At 73.4% G+C, this 17930-nt stretch carries 20 protein-coding genes and 1 tRNA gene; 14 read left to right on the forward strand and 7 right to left on the reverse strand.

The window, feature by feature from the left end:
- The first annotated feature begins 7 nt into the window (after window positions 1-7).
- The 4 genes from IRX98_RS05960 (at window position 8) to IRX98_RS05975 (ending at window position 4931) form a co-directional block, all read left to right on the forward strand.
- The gene (locus tag IRX98_RS05960; protein WP_224274736.1) at window positions 8-1501 is read left to right on the forward strand and encodes a flavin-containing monooxygenase; all 1494 of its coding nucleotides are present in this window, start codon (window positions 8-10) and stop codon (window positions 1499-1501) included.
- Complete coding sequence (locus IRX98_RS05965) at window positions 1498-2337, forward strand: SDR family NAD(P)-dependent oxidoreductase (protein ID WP_224274738.1); 840 nt, start codon at window positions 1498-1500, stop codon at window positions 2335-2337. Before IRX98_RS05960 ends, IRX98_RS05965 begins: the two co-directional genes overlap by 4 nt.
- Window positions 2334-3242, forward strand: a complete 909-nt coding sequence (locus IRX98_RS05970; protein ID WP_224274739.1) for an alpha/beta fold hydrolase — start codon at window positions 2334-2336, stop codon at window positions 3240-3242. Before IRX98_RS05965 ends, IRX98_RS05970 begins: the two co-directional genes overlap by 4 nt.
- An 87-nt stretch (window positions 3243-3329) precedes the next feature.
- On the forward strand, window positions 3330-4931 hold the full coding sequence (locus IRX98_RS05975) for a SulP family inorganic anion transporter (protein WP_308044402.1): 1602 nt from the start codon (window positions 3330-3332) through the stop codon (window positions 4929-4931).
- Here IRX98_RS05975 and IRX98_RS05980 read toward each other — a convergent pair.
- The 6 genes from IRX98_RS05980 to IRX98_RS06005 all read right to left on the reverse strand — a co-directional run bounded on the left by IRX98_RS05980 (window position 4922) and on the right by IRX98_RS06005 (window position 8220).
- Entirely contained in the window at window positions 4922-6298 is a 1377-nt protein-coding gene (locus IRX98_RS05980; protein ID WP_224274741.1) for a glycosyltransferase, read from the reverse strand. The two genes, IRX98_RS05975 and IRX98_RS05980, sit on opposite strands and share 10 nt — an antisense overlap.
- The gene (locus IRX98_RS05985) at window positions 6295-6579 is read right to left on the reverse strand and encodes a hypothetical protein (protein WP_224274742.1); all 285 of its coding nucleotides are present in this window, start codon (window positions 6577-6579) and stop codon (window positions 6295-6297) included. The genes IRX98_RS05980 and IRX98_RS05985 overlap by 4 nt, the downstream gene beginning before the upstream one ends.
- A 60-nt stretch (window positions 6580-6639) precedes the next feature.
- The gene (locus IRX98_RS05990) at window positions 6640-7245 is read right to left on the reverse strand and encodes a nucleoside/nucleotide kinase family protein (protein WP_224274743.1); all 606 of its coding nucleotides are present in this window, start codon (window positions 7243-7245) and stop codon (window positions 6640-6642) included.
- A 12-nt stretch (window positions 7246-7257) separates the two neighbouring features.
- Window positions 7258-7722: a TspO/MBR family protein gene (locus IRX98_RS05995; RefSeq protein WP_224274746.1), complete on the reverse strand. Its 465-nt coding sequence runs from the start codon at window positions 7720-7722 to the stop codon at window positions 7258-7260.
- On the reverse strand, window positions 7719-8096 hold the full coding sequence (locus IRX98_RS06000; RefSeq protein WP_224274747.1) for a hypothetical protein: 378 nt from the start codon (window positions 8094-8096) through the stop codon (window positions 7719-7721). Before IRX98_RS06000 ends, IRX98_RS05995 begins: the two co-directional genes overlap by 4 nt.
- 42 nt (window positions 8097-8138) lie before the next feature.
- Window positions 8139-8220: transfer RNA gene (locus IRX98_RS06005), tRNA-Gln, on the reverse strand.
- Between the two features lie 198 nt (window positions 8221-8418).
- On the opposite strand from IRX98_RS06005, the gene IRX98_RS06010 reads away from it, so the two are divergent.
- The 8 genes from IRX98_RS06010 (at window position 8419) to IRX98_RS23360 (ending at window position 15308) form a co-directional block, all read left to right on the forward strand.
- Entirely contained in the window at window positions 8419-8655 is a 237-nt protein-coding gene (locus IRX98_RS06010; protein ID WP_224274748.1) for a hypothetical protein, read from the forward strand.
- A gap of 69 nt (window positions 8656-8724) precedes the next feature.
- Window positions 8725-9678 carry an ABC transporter ATP-binding protein gene (locus IRX98_RS06015; protein WP_224274749.1) on the forward strand — a complete coding sequence of 318 codons (954 nt, stop codon included), beginning with the start codon at window positions 8725-8727 and terminating at the stop codon, window positions 9676-9678.
- Entirely contained in the window at window positions 9671-10564 is an 894-nt protein-coding gene (locus IRX98_RS06020) for an ABC transporter permease (protein WP_224274750.1), read from the forward strand. The genes IRX98_RS06015 and IRX98_RS06020 overlap by 8 nt, the downstream gene beginning before the upstream one ends.
- Window positions 10561-11472: an ABC transporter ATP-binding protein gene (locus IRX98_RS06025; RefSeq protein WP_224274751.1), complete on the forward strand. Its 912-nt coding sequence runs from the start codon at window positions 10561-10563 to the stop codon at window positions 11470-11472. Before IRX98_RS06020 ends, IRX98_RS06025 begins: the two co-directional genes overlap by 4 nt.
- Window positions 11469-12182, forward strand: coding sequence for an ABC transporter permease (locus IRX98_RS06030; RefSeq protein ID WP_224274752.1), 714 nt, complete (start codon window positions 11469-11471; stop codon window positions 12180-12182). The genes IRX98_RS06025 and IRX98_RS06030 overlap by 4 nt, the downstream gene beginning before the upstream one ends.
- A 91-nt stretch (window positions 12183-12273) precedes the next feature.
- The gene (locus IRX98_RS06035) at window positions 12274-12981 is read left to right on the forward strand and encodes a hypothetical protein (RefSeq protein WP_224274753.1); all 708 of its coding nucleotides are present in this window, start codon (window positions 12274-12276) and stop codon (window positions 12979-12981) included.
- Window positions 12982-12993: 12 nt separating this feature from the next.
- Window positions 12994-14697, forward strand: a complete 1704-nt coding sequence (locus tag IRX98_RS06040) for a sensor histidine kinase (protein ID WP_224274754.1) — start codon at window positions 12994-12996, stop codon at window positions 14695-14697.
- Complete coding sequence (locus tag IRX98_RS23360; RefSeq protein ID WP_224274755.1) at window positions 14694-15308, forward strand: response regulator; 615 nt, start codon at window positions 14694-14696, stop codon at window positions 15306-15308. The genes IRX98_RS06040 and IRX98_RS23360 overlap by 4 nt, the downstream gene beginning before the upstream one ends.
- 88 nt (window positions 15309-15396) lie before the next feature.
- Here IRX98_RS23360 and IRX98_RS06050 read toward each other — a convergent pair whose 3' ends face one another.
- A complete protein-coding gene (locus IRX98_RS06050; RefSeq protein ID WP_224274756.1) occupies window positions 15397-16134 on the reverse strand; it encodes a PH domain-containing protein in 738 nt (245 codons plus the stop codon).
- 76 nt (window positions 16135-16210) lie between these two features.
- On the opposite strand from IRX98_RS06050, the gene IRX98_RS06055 reads away from it, so the two are divergent.
- Window positions 16211-17332, forward strand: coding sequence for an ATP-dependent DNA ligase (locus IRX98_RS06055; RefSeq protein ID WP_224274757.1), 1122 nt, complete (start codon window positions 16211-16213; stop codon window positions 17330-17332).
- Window positions 17329-17922, forward strand: a complete 594-nt coding sequence (locus IRX98_RS06060; protein WP_224274758.1) for a hypothetical protein — start codon at window positions 17329-17331, stop codon at window positions 17920-17922. Before IRX98_RS06055 ends, IRX98_RS06060 begins: the two co-directional genes overlap by 4 nt.
- The last annotated feature ends 8 nt before the right edge of the window (window positions 17923-17930 follow it).

Here is a 17930-nt window from a genome sequence, read left to right on the forward strand (position 1 = left end):
TGCCGGGGTGGACATCACGACGGTGCTCGTCATCGGTAGCGGCTTCGGCGGCCAGGTCACGGCCATCAACCTGCTGCGCCGCGGCATCACCGACGTGCGCATCCTCGAGCGCCGCGACTTCATGGGCGGCACCTGGTGCCAGAACTCCTACCCCGGTGCCGCCGTCGACGTGCCCTCCCCGCTCTACTCGATCGCCTCCGAGCCCTACCCCTGGACCCGGATGTACGCCGAGCAGGCGGAGCTGCGCGCCTACACCGAGCACGTCATCGACAAGCACCGCCTCCGTGAGCGCACCGTCCTCGGCGCCGAGGTCGTGTCGGCGGAGTGGGACGGCGAGGCCTGGGCCGTGCGCACCGCCGACGGCACCGTCCACCGCGCGCGCTTCGTCGTCAACGCCTCCGGCCCGCTGAGCACCCCGGTCGTGCCGCCGTTCCCGGGCCTGGACGACTTCGCGGGGCACGCCTTCCACACCAACGGCTGGGACCACGACGTCGACCTGGCCGGCAGGCGGGTCGCGGTCGTCGGGTCGGGCGCGAGCGCCGCGCAGGTCATCCCTGCGATCCAGCCCGAGGTGGCCGCGCTGCACGTCTTCCAGCGCAGCCCCCACTGGGTGCTCCCCCGCCCGGACCGCGTCTTCACCCCGCTCCAGCGGCGGCTGCTGCGGCTGCGCCCCTTCCAGCGGGCGCTGCGCACCGCGATCTACTGGAAGCTCGAGACCCGGGTCATCGGCTTCAAGCACAGCCGCCGGCTGCTCAAGCGGGTCGCCCAGCGCGAGGCCCTGCGCCACATCGAGACCCAGGTGCCGGACCCGGAGCTGCGCGCCAAGGTCACGCCCGACTACACCATCGGCTGCAAGCGGATCATCCTGTCGGACACGCTCTACCCGGCCCTGGGCGCCGCGAACGCCACGCTCCACGACCGCACCGACGGCATCGCCCGCTTCGACGAGACCGGCATCGTCACCGCCACGGGCGAGCACGTCGACCTCGACGTGGTCGTCTTCTCCACCGGCTACGACGCCACGGACGGGCTGATCCCCTACGACGTGCGTGGGCGCGACGGCGTACGCCTCGCGGACGTCTGGCACGAGTTCCCCCGCGCCTACCTCGGCACGACGGTCCCCGGCTTCCCCAACTTCTTCGTCGTCACCGGCCCCAACACCGGCATCGGCCACACCAGCGCGATCTTCGTCATCGAGTCGCAGATGCTGTACCTCCTGCGTGCGATCGACGCGGTGGTCGACGCCGAGGCGGCGAGCATCGAGGTGCTGCCCGAGGCCGAGGACGCCTACACCACGCACGTCCACCGTGAGATGGAGAAGACCGTGTGGCACGACGGCGGGTGCACCTCGTGGTACCAGTCGCGCTCGGGCAGGGTGATCGCGATGTTCCCCGGCTTCTCCTTCTCCTTCCGCCGCCTCGCGCGGCGCTTCCGACCCGAGCACCACGTCCTCAGCCACGTCACCAGCCACGTCACTCCCGACAGGAGCACCACCGCATGAAGACCCTCGACGACAAGGTCGCCGCCGTCACCGGGGCGGGCTCCGGCATCGGCCGCGCCCTGGGGCTCGAGCTGGCCGGCCGCGGCTGCCGGCTCGCCCTGTCCGACGTCGACGCCGCTGGGCTCGCCGAGACCGAGCGCCTGCTCACCGGCCGCGCACGTGCGGTCACGACCTCGGTGGTCGACGTCGCCGACGAGGCCGCGGTGCTGGCCTGGGCCGACGAGGTCGTCGCCGACCACGGCCGCGTCAACCTCGTCGTCAACAACGCCGGCGTCGCCCTGTCCGGCACCGTCGCGTCGCTCTCGACCGAGGACTACCGCTGGATCATGGGCGTGAACTTCTGGGGCGTGGTCCACGGCACCAAGGCGTTCCTCCCCCACCTCGAGGCCTCCGGCGAGGGCCACGTGGTCAACATCTCCAGCGTCTTCGGCCTCACCGCGCAGCCGCTGATGAGCGGCTACAACGCCAGCAAGTACGCCGTACGCGGCTTCACCGAGTCGCTGCGCCAGGACCTCGCGCTGACGCGGTCCTGCGTGAGCGCCACGTGCGTGCACCCCGGCGGCATCAAGACCAACATCGCCCGCGCCGCGCGGGTGGACGCCAGCGTCGCGGGCGCGACCGGCAAGTCCGCGGAGGCCTCGTCGAGGGAGTTCGAGAGGTCCTTCATCACCACCCCCGCCAAGGCGGCCGAGGTGATCGTCGAGGCGGTCCGCAAGGACAAGCGGCGGGTGCTCGTCGGCCCCGACGCCCGGGTCTTCGACGCGATGGCCCGCATCGCCCCGGCCGGCTACCAGCGCCTCATCACCGGCGTCGTGCGCTCGCGGGGTGCCAAGTGAACCGGCGCACGGCGATCGCCGCACGCGCGTACGCCGCCGCGACCGCCGCGGAGGCGCGGGCGTACGGCCTGCGCGAGCGCCGCGTCGACGTCGGGGACTGCTCCCTCGCCCTCCTCGAGGGCGGGCCGGCCGACGCGCCCGCGGTCGTGCTCGTCCACGGCTACTCCGCCGACCGGGTCGTGTGGGTGCGGTTCGCGCGCCACCTGCTGCGCGACCACCGGGTGATCGTGCCGGAGCTGGCCGGGCACGGCGCGACCGGCTTCACCAGCGGCGTCGGCCACTCGGCCCCGGCGCAGGCGGCGCGGCTCGCGACCCTGCTCGACCGCCTCGGCATCGGCTCCGCCCACGTCGGCGGCAACTCGATGGGCGGCTTCGTGGCCGCCACCCTCGCCGTCGAGCACCCCGACCGGGTCGCCTCGCTGCTGCTCAGCGACGCGGTGGGCGTCGCCTCGCCCGAGCCGAGCGAGGCCGACGTGCTCTTCCGCCAGGGCCGCAACCCGTTCCTGCTCGAGAGCGTCGCGGACTTCCCCGACTTCTACGCCATGACGATGGCGCGCCCGCCCTTCCTGCCCGCCGCGCTGCGGGCCGCGGTCGCCGCTGACTACGTCGCCCGGAGGGACCAGCTCGCCGAGATCTTCGCCGACTTCTACGGCGTCGCGACCCTCGACGACCGGCTCGACGAGATCACCGCTCCCACGTTGGTGATGTGGGGCGAGGAGGACCGCCTGGTCCACCCGAGCACCGCGCGGGCGTGGGCCGAGGGCATCGCTGGTGCCCGGACGGTGCTCTACCCCGGCATCGGGCACATGCCGATGCTGGAGGCGCCGGGGCGCAGCGCGGCCGACTACCGCGCCTTCCTGGCCCGCGTCGCGGCAGCGGACCGACGACGGGACGAAGTGCCCTAGCGGGTCGGGGCGGCCTGCGGTCGACTGGTCGCCATGTCGTGGTCGGTGAGCCTCCGTCCTCCGGGGCGGAGGGCACTGCGTGGTGACGTGGTGGCCGGGATCACGGTCGCTGCCTACCTCGTGCCGCAGGTCCTGGCCTACTCCGGGCTGGCGCGCGTGCCCCCGGCGGCCGGGCTCTGGGCGGCCTTCGTCGCCCTCGCCGTCTACTTCCTCCTCGGCTCCTCGCCGCAGCTGTCCGTCGGCCCGGAGTCGACCACCGCGCTGATGACGGGCGCCGCCCTGGCCAGCGTCACGGTGACCGGCGAGTCGGCGCAGGACGCGGCGGCCGTGCTGGCCCTGGCGGTCGGGGCGGTGTGCCTGATCGCGTGGGCCGGAGGCCTCGCGTTCCTCGCCGACCTGCTCTCCAAGCCGGTGCTCGTCGGCTACATGGCCGGCATCGCCGGGCTCATGGTCCTCTCGCAGACCGCGCGCGGGAGCGGCGCCGACGTCCCCGACGGCACCGTGCTGGCCCAGACGTGGTGGCTGCTCCAGCACCCCGCAGCCGTGCACGTCCCGACCCTCGCGGTGTGCCTCGGCACCCTCGCCCTGCTGCTCGCCGGCTCCCGGCTGTGGCCCACCGGCCCGGTGCCGTTGGTCGGCATGCTCGTGGCGACCCTCGGGGTGGCCCTGGCCGGGCTGCCCGACGACGGGGTGGCCGTGGTCGGGGAGCTGCCCTTCGCCCTGCCGTCGGTCGGCCTGCCGTCGGTCGCGTCGGTGGGGTCGTGGGCGCTGCTGACGACCGCGCTGGCGATCGCCGTCGTCGGCTTCACCGACAACGTGCTCACCGCCCGGGCCTTCGGCGTACGCCACGGCGACCGCATCGACGCGCGCCGCGAGCTCCTGGCCCTGGGCGCGGCGAACGTGGCGGCGGGCGTGGTGCACGGCTTCCCGGTCAGCAGCTCGGGCAGCCGGACGGCGATCGTCGACGCGGTGGGTGGGCGGTCCCGCTGGGCGGGCCTGTCGACGCTGGCGGCCGCGCTCGTCCTGGTCGTCGCGCTGCGACCGGTCCTGGCCCGCTTCCCGGACGCCGCCCTCGCCGCGGTCGTGGTCTACGCCGGGCTGCGGCTGGTCGACGTCGCGGAGTTCGTCCGGATCGCGCGCTACCGACGCACCGAGCTGCTCATCGCGCTGGCCACCACGGCCGGCGTGCTGGTCCTCGGCGTGCTCCAGGGTGTGCTGGTGGCGGTGAGCCTGTCGCTCATCGACCTGCTCCGGCGGGTGGCGCGGCCGCACGACGCGGTCGAGGGGCTGGTCCCGGACCTGGCGGGCATGCACGACGTCGACGACTACCCCGACGCCGCGCCGGTGCCCGGGCTGCTCGTCTACCGCTACGACGCGCCGCTGTTCTTCGCCAACGCCGACAACTTCCTCAGCCGCGTCCGGGAGTCGGTGGAGGCGTACGCCCCGCAGTGGGTGGTGCTCAACACCGAGGCCATCGGCGAGGTCGACCTCACCGGCGCCGACGCCCTCGAGACGCTGCGCGCGGAGCTCGAGGCGCGCGGCGTCGTGCTGGCGCTGGCGCGGCTCAAGCAGGAGCAGCGCGAGACCCTCGCACCGAGTGGGCTGCTGGAGCGCATCGGGCCCGAGCACGTCTTCCCGACGTTGCCGACCGCGCTCGACGCCTACCGCGCCGCGACCGGTCAGCGCTGAACGACCACCGGCGCGGCCTCCTCGTCGAGCAGCTGCGCGAGGAGGTCGACGTACTGGATGAGGTGGCGGTCGGCGAGGTAGTGGTCGCGCACGTGCAGGTGGGCGGCCCGCCCCAGGTCCCCGCACCGCTCCGGGTCGGCGAGCAGCGACGCCAGCGCCGCGACCAACGCGACGCCGTCGCGCGGGTCGTCGAGCAGCAGGCCGGTGACGTCGTGCTCGACCTGGTCGCGGATGCCGCCGACCGCGGAGGCGACCACCGGCCGGGCCTTCCACATCGGCTCGGTCACCGTGAGGCCGAAGCCCTCCGCGAGGCTCTTCTGCACCACGACGGTGGCCCACCGCTGGAGGGCGTTGACGACCCGCGCGTTGTCGACCAGGTCGTCCATCGGGACCGAGACGAGGTGCGTGCGCGCACGTGCCCGCTCCGGCAGCGCGCGCCACTGCGAGCGGCACTCGGCGAGCACCTCCGCGGCCTCGGGGTCGTCGGCCACCCCACGTGCCTCCGGGCCGGCGAGCACGAGGTGGACGTCGGGCGGCAGGTCGTCGAGGTGCGCGGCGAAGGCGTCCAGCACGCCGGCCATGTCCTTGAGCCGGTCCCAGCGGCTGACCTGGAGGACGACGCGGGCATCGTGCGGCAGCGCGGTCCCCTCGACCACCATCCCGGGGCGGTGCACCAGATCCTCCACCTCCGCGGTGGACAGCTCGGCGTTCTTCGGGCTGAAGGGGTCGAGCGAGGGCGGGATGATCCGCAGCCAGCGCCGGTCGACCCACGCAGGCGCGAACTCCTCCCGCGAGAAGACGCAGGCGTGCGCCGGTTCGACCAGCGGGCGCAGGAAGTCCCACGCATCGTCGGTCCACGCGTTGGTCTCGTCGAGCCCCACGTGGCAGCGCCACACGACGTGGGCCCCCCGCTCGCGCATCGCCCCGGCGAGGCCGGCGGTCTGCGGGTCGTGGAGCAGCACGACGTCGCCGGGCTGGACGCGACGGAGCAGCTCGTCGCGTTGGCGCGCCAGGGTGGCGTCGTACGCCGCCCGCGCGCCGGCGTCGAGCGCACCGTCGTCGCCGGGGACGCCGTGCAGCCGGTTGTGGATCCGCTTGGTGACGGCGAAGAAGTCCGCGTCCCCGCCGATGACGAGCCAGCGGATGTCGATGCCGGTGCCGGCCGCGTAGGCGACGAGCGTGTGCAGCATCTCGGCCACACCGCCCCCGCGCGCGGTCGAGCTGACGTTCCACAGCGTGCGGCCGTCGAGCAGCCGGCGTGCGGTGGCGGCGTGCTCCTCGACGCGCCGCACCCGCTCCGGTGGGAGGAGCGTGGCCAGACGTGCGAGGGCGACCGGCACGACCGGCACCTCGACCAGCCCGCTCATCGCGGGTCGCGGGGTCGGGGGAGCTCGATCGCGCCGCCCACCCGGATCTCGACGCCGGGCGCGGCGCGACGCGCCACCGCCAGCGCGACGTCCATGCGCCGGATCAGCCCGGCCCGGCCCGCGTGGTCGCACTCGGCGACGAACGGCTCGACGAGCTCCACGGCCCGGTGGCACTCGCGGGCCCGCCGCGCCGCGGCGCTGACGCGCTCCTCGAGGTCACAGACGTCCTCGACGACGACGCGCACGGTGGCAGGCGCGGGTGGGGGTGGCGCGTGGTCCATCGCAGGCTCCTCGGGTCTCTCCCCCGAGTCTCGCCGCCTCGTGCGGACGTCGACAGGGTCCTAGGTCCCGCCGACGTCCGGGCCCTCGGCCCGCAGCACCACGTCCGCGCGGGTCTCGGGGTGCTCGAGCCGCGCGTAGGCGTGGCCCTCGGGGATCCACTTGGTGTCCCAGAGGTCGAGCTCGGCCCGGTCGTCGCCCTGGGCGAGATTGCGGGCCTTCGCGCGCGCACCTGCGGTGTCGGGATCGAGGTCGATCCACACGGCGAGGTCGAACCAGTCGCGCGTGCGGTCGGCGAGGAGACGGATGCCCTCGACGACAAGCACCTGTGGCATCGGGTGGTCCTCCACGCCGGTCTGCCCGGTCCACCAGCGGTAGTCGAAGCGCAGCCGCTCAGGTCGCGGCAACCGGCGTGCGCGGGAGACCAGCGCCTCGATCGCCGGCCAGTCGTGCTGCTCCCACAACCCGGCGTCCGGGCCGCAGGTCGGGGCGTAGAAGCAGTCGGTCGGCACGACCTGGTCCTCGTGGAGTCCGAGGTCGGCCCCCAGCCTGGCCGCGAGGGTCGACTTGCCGGCCCCGCCGTGGCCGCTGATCCCCACGATGGGGACGGCCTCGGAGGTCTCGGCCAGGGCGCGCACGCGCGCCAGCAGGTCGTCGTACGTCGCCATCCCGGAGCCCGCTCAGTTCAGCCTGGCGTAGGCCACCGACAGCGCAGTCGCCACCGAGAGCCAGAGGGCGTACGGCGCCAGTGCCAGGGCACCCCACACCTCGATCCGGGCCACCACGACCAGCAGCACCCACGTGAGTACGGCGGCACCGGCCAGGCAGGAAGCGGCAGCGACGAGGCTGTGCGGGACGTAGAACAGGTAGGCCCACCCGAGCGCCAGGGCCACCGACACCGCGAGCACGCCGGTGGCCGTCCAGGCGGCACCCGCCGGTGCGGTGCGGACCGTCGTCACGCCGACGACGAGGAGCAGCAGGAAGTTCAGCGGCCACATCAGGCCGAAGACGATGTCGGGCGGCTGGAAGGACGGGCGCGCCAGCGAGGCGTACCAGCCCGGCTCGTGGCCGTTCCAGACGTTCGACATTGCGGCGAAGACCACGACCAGCGCGCACCAGGAGAGGGTCGGCGCCCACGTCGTCACGCGGTGGTCCCCTCGTCGAGGCGGCGACGTACGGCCGCCTCGAAGGCGTCCACCGAGCCGGCCATCTCGTCGAGCTCGGCCACCCCGATCAGCTCGCGCCAGGCCCCAACCTCGCGCGCCAGCACCACCGGTGCCCGCGTCGCGGCGACGACCGCTCGCAGGTCGTCGTCGAGCTCGTTGAGGTGCAGCAGCCGCACCGGCACCGGCAGGCGCGCCACCATCCGGTCCCACTCGCCCTTGCGGCGCACCGTGGAGTGGGTGATGTCGCACAGCCCGCAGTGGCGGGTGCCGCGCACCTTGCCCCAGACGTACGCCGCCTCCCCGAGCAGCCCACCGTCCGCGTCGTAGACGCCGACGAGCTCGGAGACGGTCATGTCACGACGCTACCGGGGCGGGCCGAGGCGGCACGGACGAGCTGGCTCCCCGGGTAGGAGTCGAACCTACGTCGCTAGTCCTGATTCAAAGTCAGGCGGGCCCTGCCGGCAGACCAACCGGGGATCGTGCGGACAAGCCTAGGGCCCGCCTCGGGCGGGGCTGCCAAGTGCCCGGCAGACCAACCGGGGAATGATGGGAAAAGACTAGGGCGCAGGCGGGACGTCATGAGAACCGGCGGTCCGAACCGCCAGATCCCATGACGTCCCCCCGCAGGTGTGAGGACAGCCCGACCGCCGGGGTGTTGCCTGGGCCGCCGAGGCGGTGGACGAGGCCGAGGGCGTGTGCCGCGAGCGCTTCGAGTCGTACGTCGACGCGCTGCCGGCGGGCTCGGGCGTGGAGCTGCGCCCCTATCTGGACGGCGGCATCGAGCGGATGCGGGACCTGGGCACCGACGAGACGCGGTGGACAGGTCGCGTGCGTGGCGTGGAGCGCGGACGGTCGCTTCGGCGGTTGAGCCGATCTTCACCACACCTCCACACGTCTCGGGGCCATCCCTGATGCCGGGGGTCGGTCCCGACCGCTAGCGTGGCCGGTGTGACGGGGGAACACGCAGGACACACGGGAGCGGTGCACACCGGGGGGCTGCCGGTCATCACGACCGCGGGCCTCACCAAGCACTACGGGACGGTCCACGCGCTGACCGACCTCACGGTCGAGGTCGGCGCGGGCGTGACGGGTCTGGTCGGCGCCAACGGCGCGGGCAAGTCGACGCTCATCAAGATCCTGCTGGGGCTCCTCGAGCCGACCGGCGGGCACGCGAGCGTGCTGGGCCACGACATCGAGCACGGCGGGCAGGAGATCCGCCGGGTGGTGGGCTACATGCCCGAGCACGACTGCCTGCCGCCCGACGTCAGCGCGAGCGACTTCGTGGTCCACATGGCCCGGATGTCCGGCCTCGGCTCGAGCGCGGCCCGCGAGCGCGCCGCCGACGTGCTGCGCCACGTGGGCCTCGACGAGGAGCGCTATCGGCCGATGGGCGGCTACTCCACCGGCATGAAGCAGCGTGCCAAGCTCGCCCAGGCCCTCGCCCACGACCCGCAGCTGGTGTTCCTCGACGAGCCCACCAACGGCCTGGACCCGGCGGCCCGCACCGACATGCTGCGGCTGGTGCAGCGCATCGGCAGCGACTTCGGCATCGCGGTCCTCGTCACCTCCCACCTCCTCGGCGAGCTCGAGCAGGTCAGCGACCACGTGATCGTGCTCGACGGTGGCCACCTGCTGCGCTCCAGCGCCACCGGCGACTTCCTCCAGCGCACCGGCAGCCTGCTGGTGGAGGTCATCGGCACCGAGACCGAGCGCGACCGGCTCGGCGAGGCGCTCGCGCAGCGTGGCCTCACCTGCCGGCCGCGGGGCCCGATGGTGTCGATCGACCCGCCCCCGCCGGAGCTCGCCCTCGAGGGCGCGGCGCACGACCTGATCCGCGACGTCGCCGCCGAGCTCGGCCTCGGCCTGATGCGGCTGCAGCCCGACCGCGGCCACCTCGAGGACGTCTTCCTGGAGGAGGGTGCGACCCGTGCCTGAGATCCCGACCGAGAGCCCCCGCACCGGGGTCATCCACGACCTCGGCTACCGCCGCTACGACGGGCCGCGCGAGGGCTCCGCCACGATCGCCCGCACCCTGTTCACCACCGGCCTGCGCCACGCGTACGGCCTGGGGCGCTCGGGCAAGTCGAAGGTGATGCCGTTCCTCCTGCTCGCCATGTCGGTGCTGCCGGCCACGATCGTCGTCGGCGTCCTGGTCCTGACCCCCGCCACGTCGCTGCCGGTCTCCTACGCCGACTACACCAACCAGACCCAGCTGCTGGTCAGCCTCTTCGCCGCCTCACAGGCGCCGGTGCTGTTCTCGCGCGACCTGCGCCACCGCTCGATCGTGCTCTACCTCGCCCGCCCCCTCGGCGCGACCGCCTTCGCGCTGGTGCGGTGGCTGTCGATGACCGTCGCGCTGTGGGCCTTCACCCTGGTGCCGACGCTCCTGCTCTTCGTCGGCGCGCTGCTGGCCGGACTCGACACGAGCGACCAGGTCACCGGGATGCTCAAGGCGGTGGTGCTCCAGGCCGGGCTCGCAGCGCTCGTCGCCGGCATCACCGGCCTCATCTCCTCGGTGTCGCTGCGCCGCGGCTTCGCCGTCGTCGGCTCGGTGATGGCGCTCATCGTCCTCACCGGCGTCGTCACCGCGGTCCAGGCCATCTCGGCCAGCGAGGACGCCGACTCCGCCTCCGTGGCGGTCGGCCTGGCCTCCCCCTGGTCGCTCTACAGCGGGCTCGCCGACGCCTGGGACGCCGGGATCACCACCCAGGTGCCCGTCGACGGCGCCTGGGTCCCGGTCTACGTCCTGGTGGCGCTCCTGCTGGGCGCCGGTTGCCTGCTCGGGCTGGTCGCCCGCTTCCAGAAGGTGGGGTCGCGATGAGCACCCTGGTCCTCGACTCGGCCTCGCGCTGGTTCGGCAACGTCGTGGCGGTCAACGACGTCTCGCTCTCGGTCGGCCCCGGCGTCACCGGGCTGCTCGGCCCCAACGGCGCCGGCAAGACGACGCTGATGGCGATGATGTCGGGATTCCTGGCACCGTCGTCGGGGCACGTGACGCTCGACGGCCAGCCCGTGTGGCGCAACACCGAGGTCTACCGCCGCATCGGGCTCGTGCCCGAGCGCGAGCTCAGCTTCGGCTACCTCACCGGGCGCCAGTTCGTCCGCGCCAACGCCGACCTGCACCGCCTGCCGGACGCGGCCGGCGCGACCGAGCGGATCCTCGAGGTGGTGGACATGGTCGAGCCGGCCCAGCGCCGCCTCGACACCTACTCCAAGGGCATGCGCCAGCGCGTCAAGATCGCCGCCGCGCTGGTCCACGACCCGTCGGTGCTGCTGCTCGACGAGCCGTTCAACGGCGTCGACCCACGGCAGCGGATGCACCTGATGGACCTGCTGCGTCGTCTCGGCGACGAGGGCCGCACGGTGCTCTTCAGCTCCCACATCCTCGAGGAGGTGGAGCGCCTGGCCCGCCACATCGAGGTGGTCGTCTCCGGACGCCACGCCGCCTCCGGCGACTTCGGTGCGATCCGCCGGCTGATGACCGACCGCCCCGTGCAGTACGCCGTCCAGTCCAGCGACAACCGTGCGCTTGCCACCCTGCTCATGGCGCAGGCGTCGGTGCGCGCGGTGAGCCTGCGCGGCGAGCACCTCGACGTCCAGGTCGACGACCTGGGCAGCTTCGCCGTGGGGCTGCCCGGCCTGGCCCGGCAGCACGACCTGACCATCTTCGAGCTCTCCCCCAGCGACGAGTCGCTGGAGAGCGTCTTCGCCTACCTGGTGGCCCGATGACCTCCGCAGTGTTCAACCCCACGATCGCCAAGCTCGCCCTCCAGGCCCTGCTGGGCCGGCGGCGCTTCTTCCTGCTGCTGGCCTTCCCGGTCCTGCTGATCGGGCTCGTCGCGCTGGTCACCGCCCTCACCGACGGCGACGCGGCCTACGAGATCCTGCCCGGGCTGGGCTACCCCCTCGTGCTGCCGCTCGTCGCGATCCTCGCGGCCTCCTCGGTGCTGGGCCCGGAGGTCGACGACGGCTCGATCGCCTACCTGCTGTCCAAGCCAGTGAACCGCTACGGCATCGCGATCAGCAAGTGGCTCGTCGCTCTCTCCGCGACGCTGGTGGCCGGCGCGCTGCCGATCTTCGTCGCCGCGCTCATCACGGGCGACGGTGCCCGGGCGACCGCGCTCTTCGTGGGCGCGGCCGTCGCCGGGACGGCGTACTCCGCCCTCTTCCTCGCCGTCTCGGCCGTCACCCGCCACGCGGTGATCGCCTCGCTGATGTTCGTGCTGATCTGGGAGGGCCTGCTCGGCAACCTCTTCACGGGCGTGGCCTGGCTCAGCATCGGCCAGTGGGGCCTGCGGATCGGCCACGAGCTCTCCGACCAGCTGCCCGACCCGGCCAACCTGCCGTGGGCGATCGGCGCCAGCGTCGTCGTGACCCTCGTCGGTGTGTGGTTCGCCGGCGACCGGCTGCGGTCGTTCTCGCTGCGCGGCGAGGACTGAGCCTCCCGGATCCGTGATCGCTTCTCACTGTCCTCCCGGGACGGTGAGGGGCGAGGTTCGTCGTACGCCCTTCCACACGAGGAGAACGACGATGAGCACGAGCGACCTGCTGGGCACCACGCCCACTGACGACGACCGGACCGACGCCGCAAGGAGGCTCCACCGGATCGCCGGGCTGGGCGGTGTGGGCGCCGTGCTGGCCTGGGTCTGCCAACCGATCCTGGTCAGCGTGATGGCCGCCTCGGACGCGCCCGACGCACCTGCGTGGTCCGACATCGAGGCCATGCGCTGGAACGGGTCGATCGAGGTCCTGGTCTTCAGCGGGATGGGGCTGGGGATCCTGTTCTTCGTCCTCGGCACGTGGGGGCTGATCAGGTTGCGCGGCGGGGAGGCGTCGGTGGCCCAGCAGGTGGGGCTCGCCGGCGGCGTCCTCGGCGCGGTCGCGTGGTTCGTCGTGGCCGCGGAGTCGTTCCGCATCTACACCTCGATCGGCGCCGGTCTGCCCGAGGTCACCGACGACGTGGAGCTCCAGCGGGTGGCCCTCGACGGGACCTACCTCGACATCACCGGGGCCATCATCCTGTTCGCGGTGGGCTTCACGCTCTGGTCGGTCCTGCTGGTCACCACCGCGCGACGGGTGGGCGCCATCGGCACCCCCCTGGCGGTGGTGGTCGGGTTGTCGCTGCTGGGGCCGGTCGCCGGCCTGGCCCTGCCCTTCGGGTCCCCGTGGTGGCTCATGGGGTACGTCCTGAGCCTGCTGGTCATCGGTTGCACCTTCCTCGTGACGTCGCGACGGTGACAGCATGCGGACATGCCTGACGCCGCCGCGTTGATCCGGGCGAGCGAGATCGTGCCGCCGGCGGTCTCGCTCGTCCTGGCGCTCGTCGTCGTCGGACACGCGATCGCCGTCCGCCGGCCCGCCCGGGAGGCGCTCGGCTGGGTCTCGGTGGTCCTGGTGCTGCTCGGCTTCACCCCCGTCCTCCCTGCCTCGGCATGGTTCTTCACCTTCCCGCTGCTGGTCTCGGTCTTCCCGGACGGTCGCTTCGTGCCGCGCTGGTTCGTCGTGCCGGTCGCCGCCTGCTTCGTGCTCACCACGGGCGAGATCCTGAGCGACGGCGCCTGGAGCGAGCACCCGCTCTGGTCCGGTGTCGGCGCCGGGCAGATGGTCCTCCTCCTGGCACAGGTCCACCGCTATCGACGTCGGTCGACCACCCGCGAGCGCCAGGCCGTGCGCTGGGTCATCCTCGGCACCCTGCTGACCGTCGCCTGCTTCGCGGCGGTCGCAGCCGCGTACGGCACCATCGGCGAGGGCCCTGCCGGCTCGGTCGTCGGCGCTCGACTGGCCGTCCTGCCGCTCGCCGTCTGCCTCGTGGGCGCCGTGGTGAACCCGGTCGGCCTCGATGTCGACCGTGCCCTCCACGCGACCGTCCTCGTCCTCCTGGTGGTGCCGGTACTCGCCGGGGCGTACGCCGTCGTCGACGGCTGGCACGGCCCCGGGGCCGGAGCCGCCGCGGTGGGGGTCGGCGCAGTGCCCGTCCTGGCGCTCGGCCGTCGGCTGGCCGACTGGCTGGTCTACCGCGGACGGCCGTCAGCGGGGACGGCCGTGACGGACATGCTGCGGCGGCTGGGTGAGCGCGCCGACGGTGACTCCGTGCCCGCGATCGTCCTCGACGCCGCGACCCGCGCCATCCACCTCGACGGCGGGACCATCACCGGATCGTGGTTCGAGCCGGTCGGGGACCTGACCGGGAGCGACTTCGCCCTCACCTACCGCGGCGAGCGGCTCGCGGTCCTGTCGCTCCCCCACCGCCGCGGCGAGACGACCTTCACCGCGCGCGACCGACGGGTGGTCGAGGCGCTCGGCGTCCATGCGGCGCCGGCGCTGCACGGCGACCGTGCCCTGGCCGAGCTCGCCGAGTCGCGCCAGCGGGTGGTCGCGGCACGGGAGGAGGAGCGCCGTCGGCTGCGTCGCGACCTCCACGACCACCTCGGCCCCACGCTGTCCGGGCTGTCCCTGAGCGCGGCCGCGCTGGCACGCCGCACCGGGCTGCCGGAGGCGACCGAGCTGCACGAGGACATCAAGGAGGTGGTCGCGCAGTCGCGGGAGATCTCCTACGGCCTGCGACCGCCGGTCCTCGACGACCACGGCCTCGTCGCCGCGATCCGCCACCGCACCTCGGCGCACGACGACCTGGAGGTCCGGGTCGTGGCGACCGACCCGCTGGTCCTGCCGGCCGCGGTCGACCTCGCTGCCCTCACCATCGTCGGCGAGGCGGTGAGCAACGTGCGGCGGCACGCGGAGGCGAGCAGCGTCGAGGTCTCGCTCCGCGTGGACGCCGACCACCTCCACGTGACGGTGGCCGACGACGGGGTCGGCCTGCCACCGGACGTACGCCCCGGCATCGGCATGCACTCCATCGCCGAGCGCGCCGCCGAGGTGGGCGGCACCGCCCGCTACGACCGGACCGCTGCCGGTACCAGGCTCGACGTCGTCCTTCCGCTGGAGGCGTCGTGAGCCGTCTCGTCGTGGTCGACGACCACCCCGTCTTCCGCAAAGGTCTCGTCGCGCTGGTGCGGGCGGCCGGGCACGAGGTCGTCGGCGAGGCGGCCGACGGCCGTGAGGCGGTGGCCGTGGTCGCGACGACGGAGCCCGACGTGGTCCTGATGGACCTGTCCATGCCCGAGCAGGACGGCTTCGAGGCCACCGCCCACATCACCGCCGCGCACCCCTCGACCCGGGTCGTGGTGATCACCCTCTTCGACGACGAGCCGTCGGTGGTGCGGGCCCTCGACGCCGGCGCCCGGGGCTACGTCTCCAAGCAGGCCGACCCCGAGCAGATCCTGGGCGCGATCCACGCGGTGGTGTCCGGTGCGCAGTGGCTCGGTGCAGGTGTGGGCCGACCGGCCCCCGTCGGCCGGACAGCGGAGCGGCTCCCCGGGCTGACCCGTCGCGAGCTCGACGTCGCCGACCTCGTCAGTCGCGGCCTGTCCAACGGCCAGATCGCCGACCGGCTGGTCCTCTCGCGCAAGACCGTCGCCAACTACGTCAGCGCCGTGCTGCTCAAGCTCGGCGTCGACACTCGCGAGGAGGCCGCAGCCGTCGTCCGCGAGGCCCGCCGGGACTGAGGTCGATCGCGTGGCCCGGATCGGGCTCCACCGCGTGTGGTTCGCCGGCGACCGGCTGCGGTCGTTCTCGCTGCGCGGCGAGGGCTGACTAGCCGGATCGACGCGGAGCCGACCGGGCGGCCCCGCGCAGCAACGCGGCCAGGTCCTCGCTGGCCCCCGGTGCTGCACCCGCGTCCACGGGAATGACCAGGTCGACGGGGTGCGGCCGGGCGCGCCACGGCATGGGCGTGAGCGAGCGACGGCTGGTCGTGGCCGACCCACTCGGCGCCACGTGCACGCTCCGGGACCACGGCGTCACCGTCCCCACGTCGCCCAGCGACAGCTCGCTGCGTACGCCGTGGTGCTCGACGACGACGCGGGTCGGCGTGAGCCACCACCCTCCCACGCGGAACCGGCCCAGGGCGCCCAGGACGGGGAAGCCCAGGAAGTAGACCGCCGGCACTGCGGCCAGCACCGCCCACAGCCACGTCTCCTCCACCGCACCCACGACCCCCATCACGGCGAACCATCCACCGAGAAGGGTCAGGACGATCATCCCCACGATCCGGCGCCGGTCGGCGCGATGTGGGTGGAACTGAGCGGGCTCACCCTCCCAGGTCACCTGCTGGGCCGCAGGCGCCGGACGCGCCGACACCGGCCGCAGCGCGACGAAGGACAGCAGCACGATGGCGCCGAGCACCACGAACATCGACGCCCCCGTGGCACCGAACGCGGTCTCGGAGTCCCGGACGAGGGCGACCCCGACGGCCACGACTCCGAGGCCGAGGAGCACGCCGAGGAACCGTCCGACGGGACCTGGCGAGTCGGGCGATGTCAGCTGAACCACCCCCTGACCGTATCCACCACGCGGGGTTGCCCCGCGCAGGCAGTCCGCGAGGCCCGACGGGACTAGGCTCGATGACGTGGACCTCCCTGTGATGCCGCCGGTGCAGCCGATGCTCGCCAAGAGCGTCAGCGGCGTGCCGGACCCGGCCAGGCACGGCGGGCTGAGCTTCGAGCCCAAGTGGGACGGCTTCCGCTGCCTGGTCTTCAAGGACGGCGACGAGGTCGAGCTCGCCAGCCGCAACACCAAGCCGCTGACGCGCTACTTCCCCGAGGTCGTCGCGGCCTGCCGCGAGCAGCTGCCCGAGCGCATCGTGCTCGACGGCGAGATCTTCGTCGGGCTCCAGGGTCCCGACGGCTGGCGACTGGAGTTCGAGACGCTGCAGGAGCGGATCCACCCCGCCGCGAGCCGCGTCGACAGGCTGGCCGCCGAGACGCCGGCCGGCTTCGTCGCCTTCGACCTCCTGGCGCTCGGCGACGAGTCCTTCGTCGAGCGGCCCTTCGCGGAGCGGCGTACGGCCCTGGTCGAGGCGCTCGGCCACCTCGACGGCACCGGCCCGTGCTTCCTGACCCGCACCACCGAGGACCCGGCCGAGGCCGAGCGGTGGTTCGAGGAGTTCGAGGGCGCCGGGCTCGACGGTGTCGTCGCGAAGCCGCTGGGCGCGGCCTACGAGCCCAACAAGCGCACCATGCTCAAGATCAAGCACGAGCGCACCGCCGACGTGGTGCTCGCCGGCTACCGCGAGCACAAGACCTCCACCCCCGAGCAGCCGCTGATCGGCTCGCTGCTGCTCGGCCTGTACGACGACAGCGGCGACCTCCAGCACATCGGCGTCTCCGCCAGCTTCACCGCCGCACGCCGTGCCGAGCTGTGGCAGGAGCTCCAGCCGCTGGTATGCGACATCGCGGACCACCCGTGGGGACGCTGGCAGGAGTTCCTGACCGCCAACCCGGATCGTGTCCCCGGCACCCAGAGCCGCTGGAGCGCCGGCAAGGACCTCGGCTTCACCGCGCTGCGACCCGAGCGGGTGCTGGAGGTGAAGTACGACCACATGGAGGGTCGGCGCTTCCGCCACACCGCGCACTTCAAGCGCTGGCGCACCGACCGCGACCCCGAGACCTGCGGCTACGGTCAGCTCGACGAGCCGGCCGGCTACGACCTCACCCGCATCCTCAGCACCGACCACGGAGGCACCCGATGAGCGAGCACACCACCCCCGACCGACCGGGCAGCGAGTCGATCCACGACGGGCAGGGCACCTACGACGTGGTGCTGCTCGTCGAGCAGGCCCTCACCGCGGCGGACGCCGAGCAGGTGCGCTCGCTGCACGCCGAGATCGAGGACCCGGTCGTCTACCACGTCCTGATCCCCCTCGAGGACGCCGCGGCGCGGGTCGAGGCATCGCTCGGCACGCTCGGCGCCGGCGACCTGATGGCCGCCCCCGCGCTCGCGATGAGCGACGTCGACATCGAGGCACTGCGCCGCGAGTGCGAGGAGGCCTCGACCGCCGAGCTGCGCCAGACGCTCGCCGCGATGACCGCAGCGGGCGGCACCGCCCACGGCAAGGTCACCTCCGAGCCGCCGGTCGACGCGCTCGCCGCGATGGTCACGGCGGTCGACGCCCGCGAGGCGATCATCCTGACCCGGCCACACGTCGTGGCCGAGTTCTTCCACGTCGACTGGACCTCGCGCGCGCGGCGCAAGCTCGGCGTACCCGTGCTGCACCTGATCGAGCACGAGAACTTCGACGAGCAGTCCTCCGGGTCCGGCGAGGGCGTCACCGGGGTCTGACGCCCCGG

It is taken from the genome of Nocardioides lacusdianchii (assembly GCF_020102855.1).
GTDB lineage: Bacteria > Actinomycetota > Actinomycetes > Propionibacteriales > Nocardioidaceae > Nocardioides > Nocardioides lacusdianchii.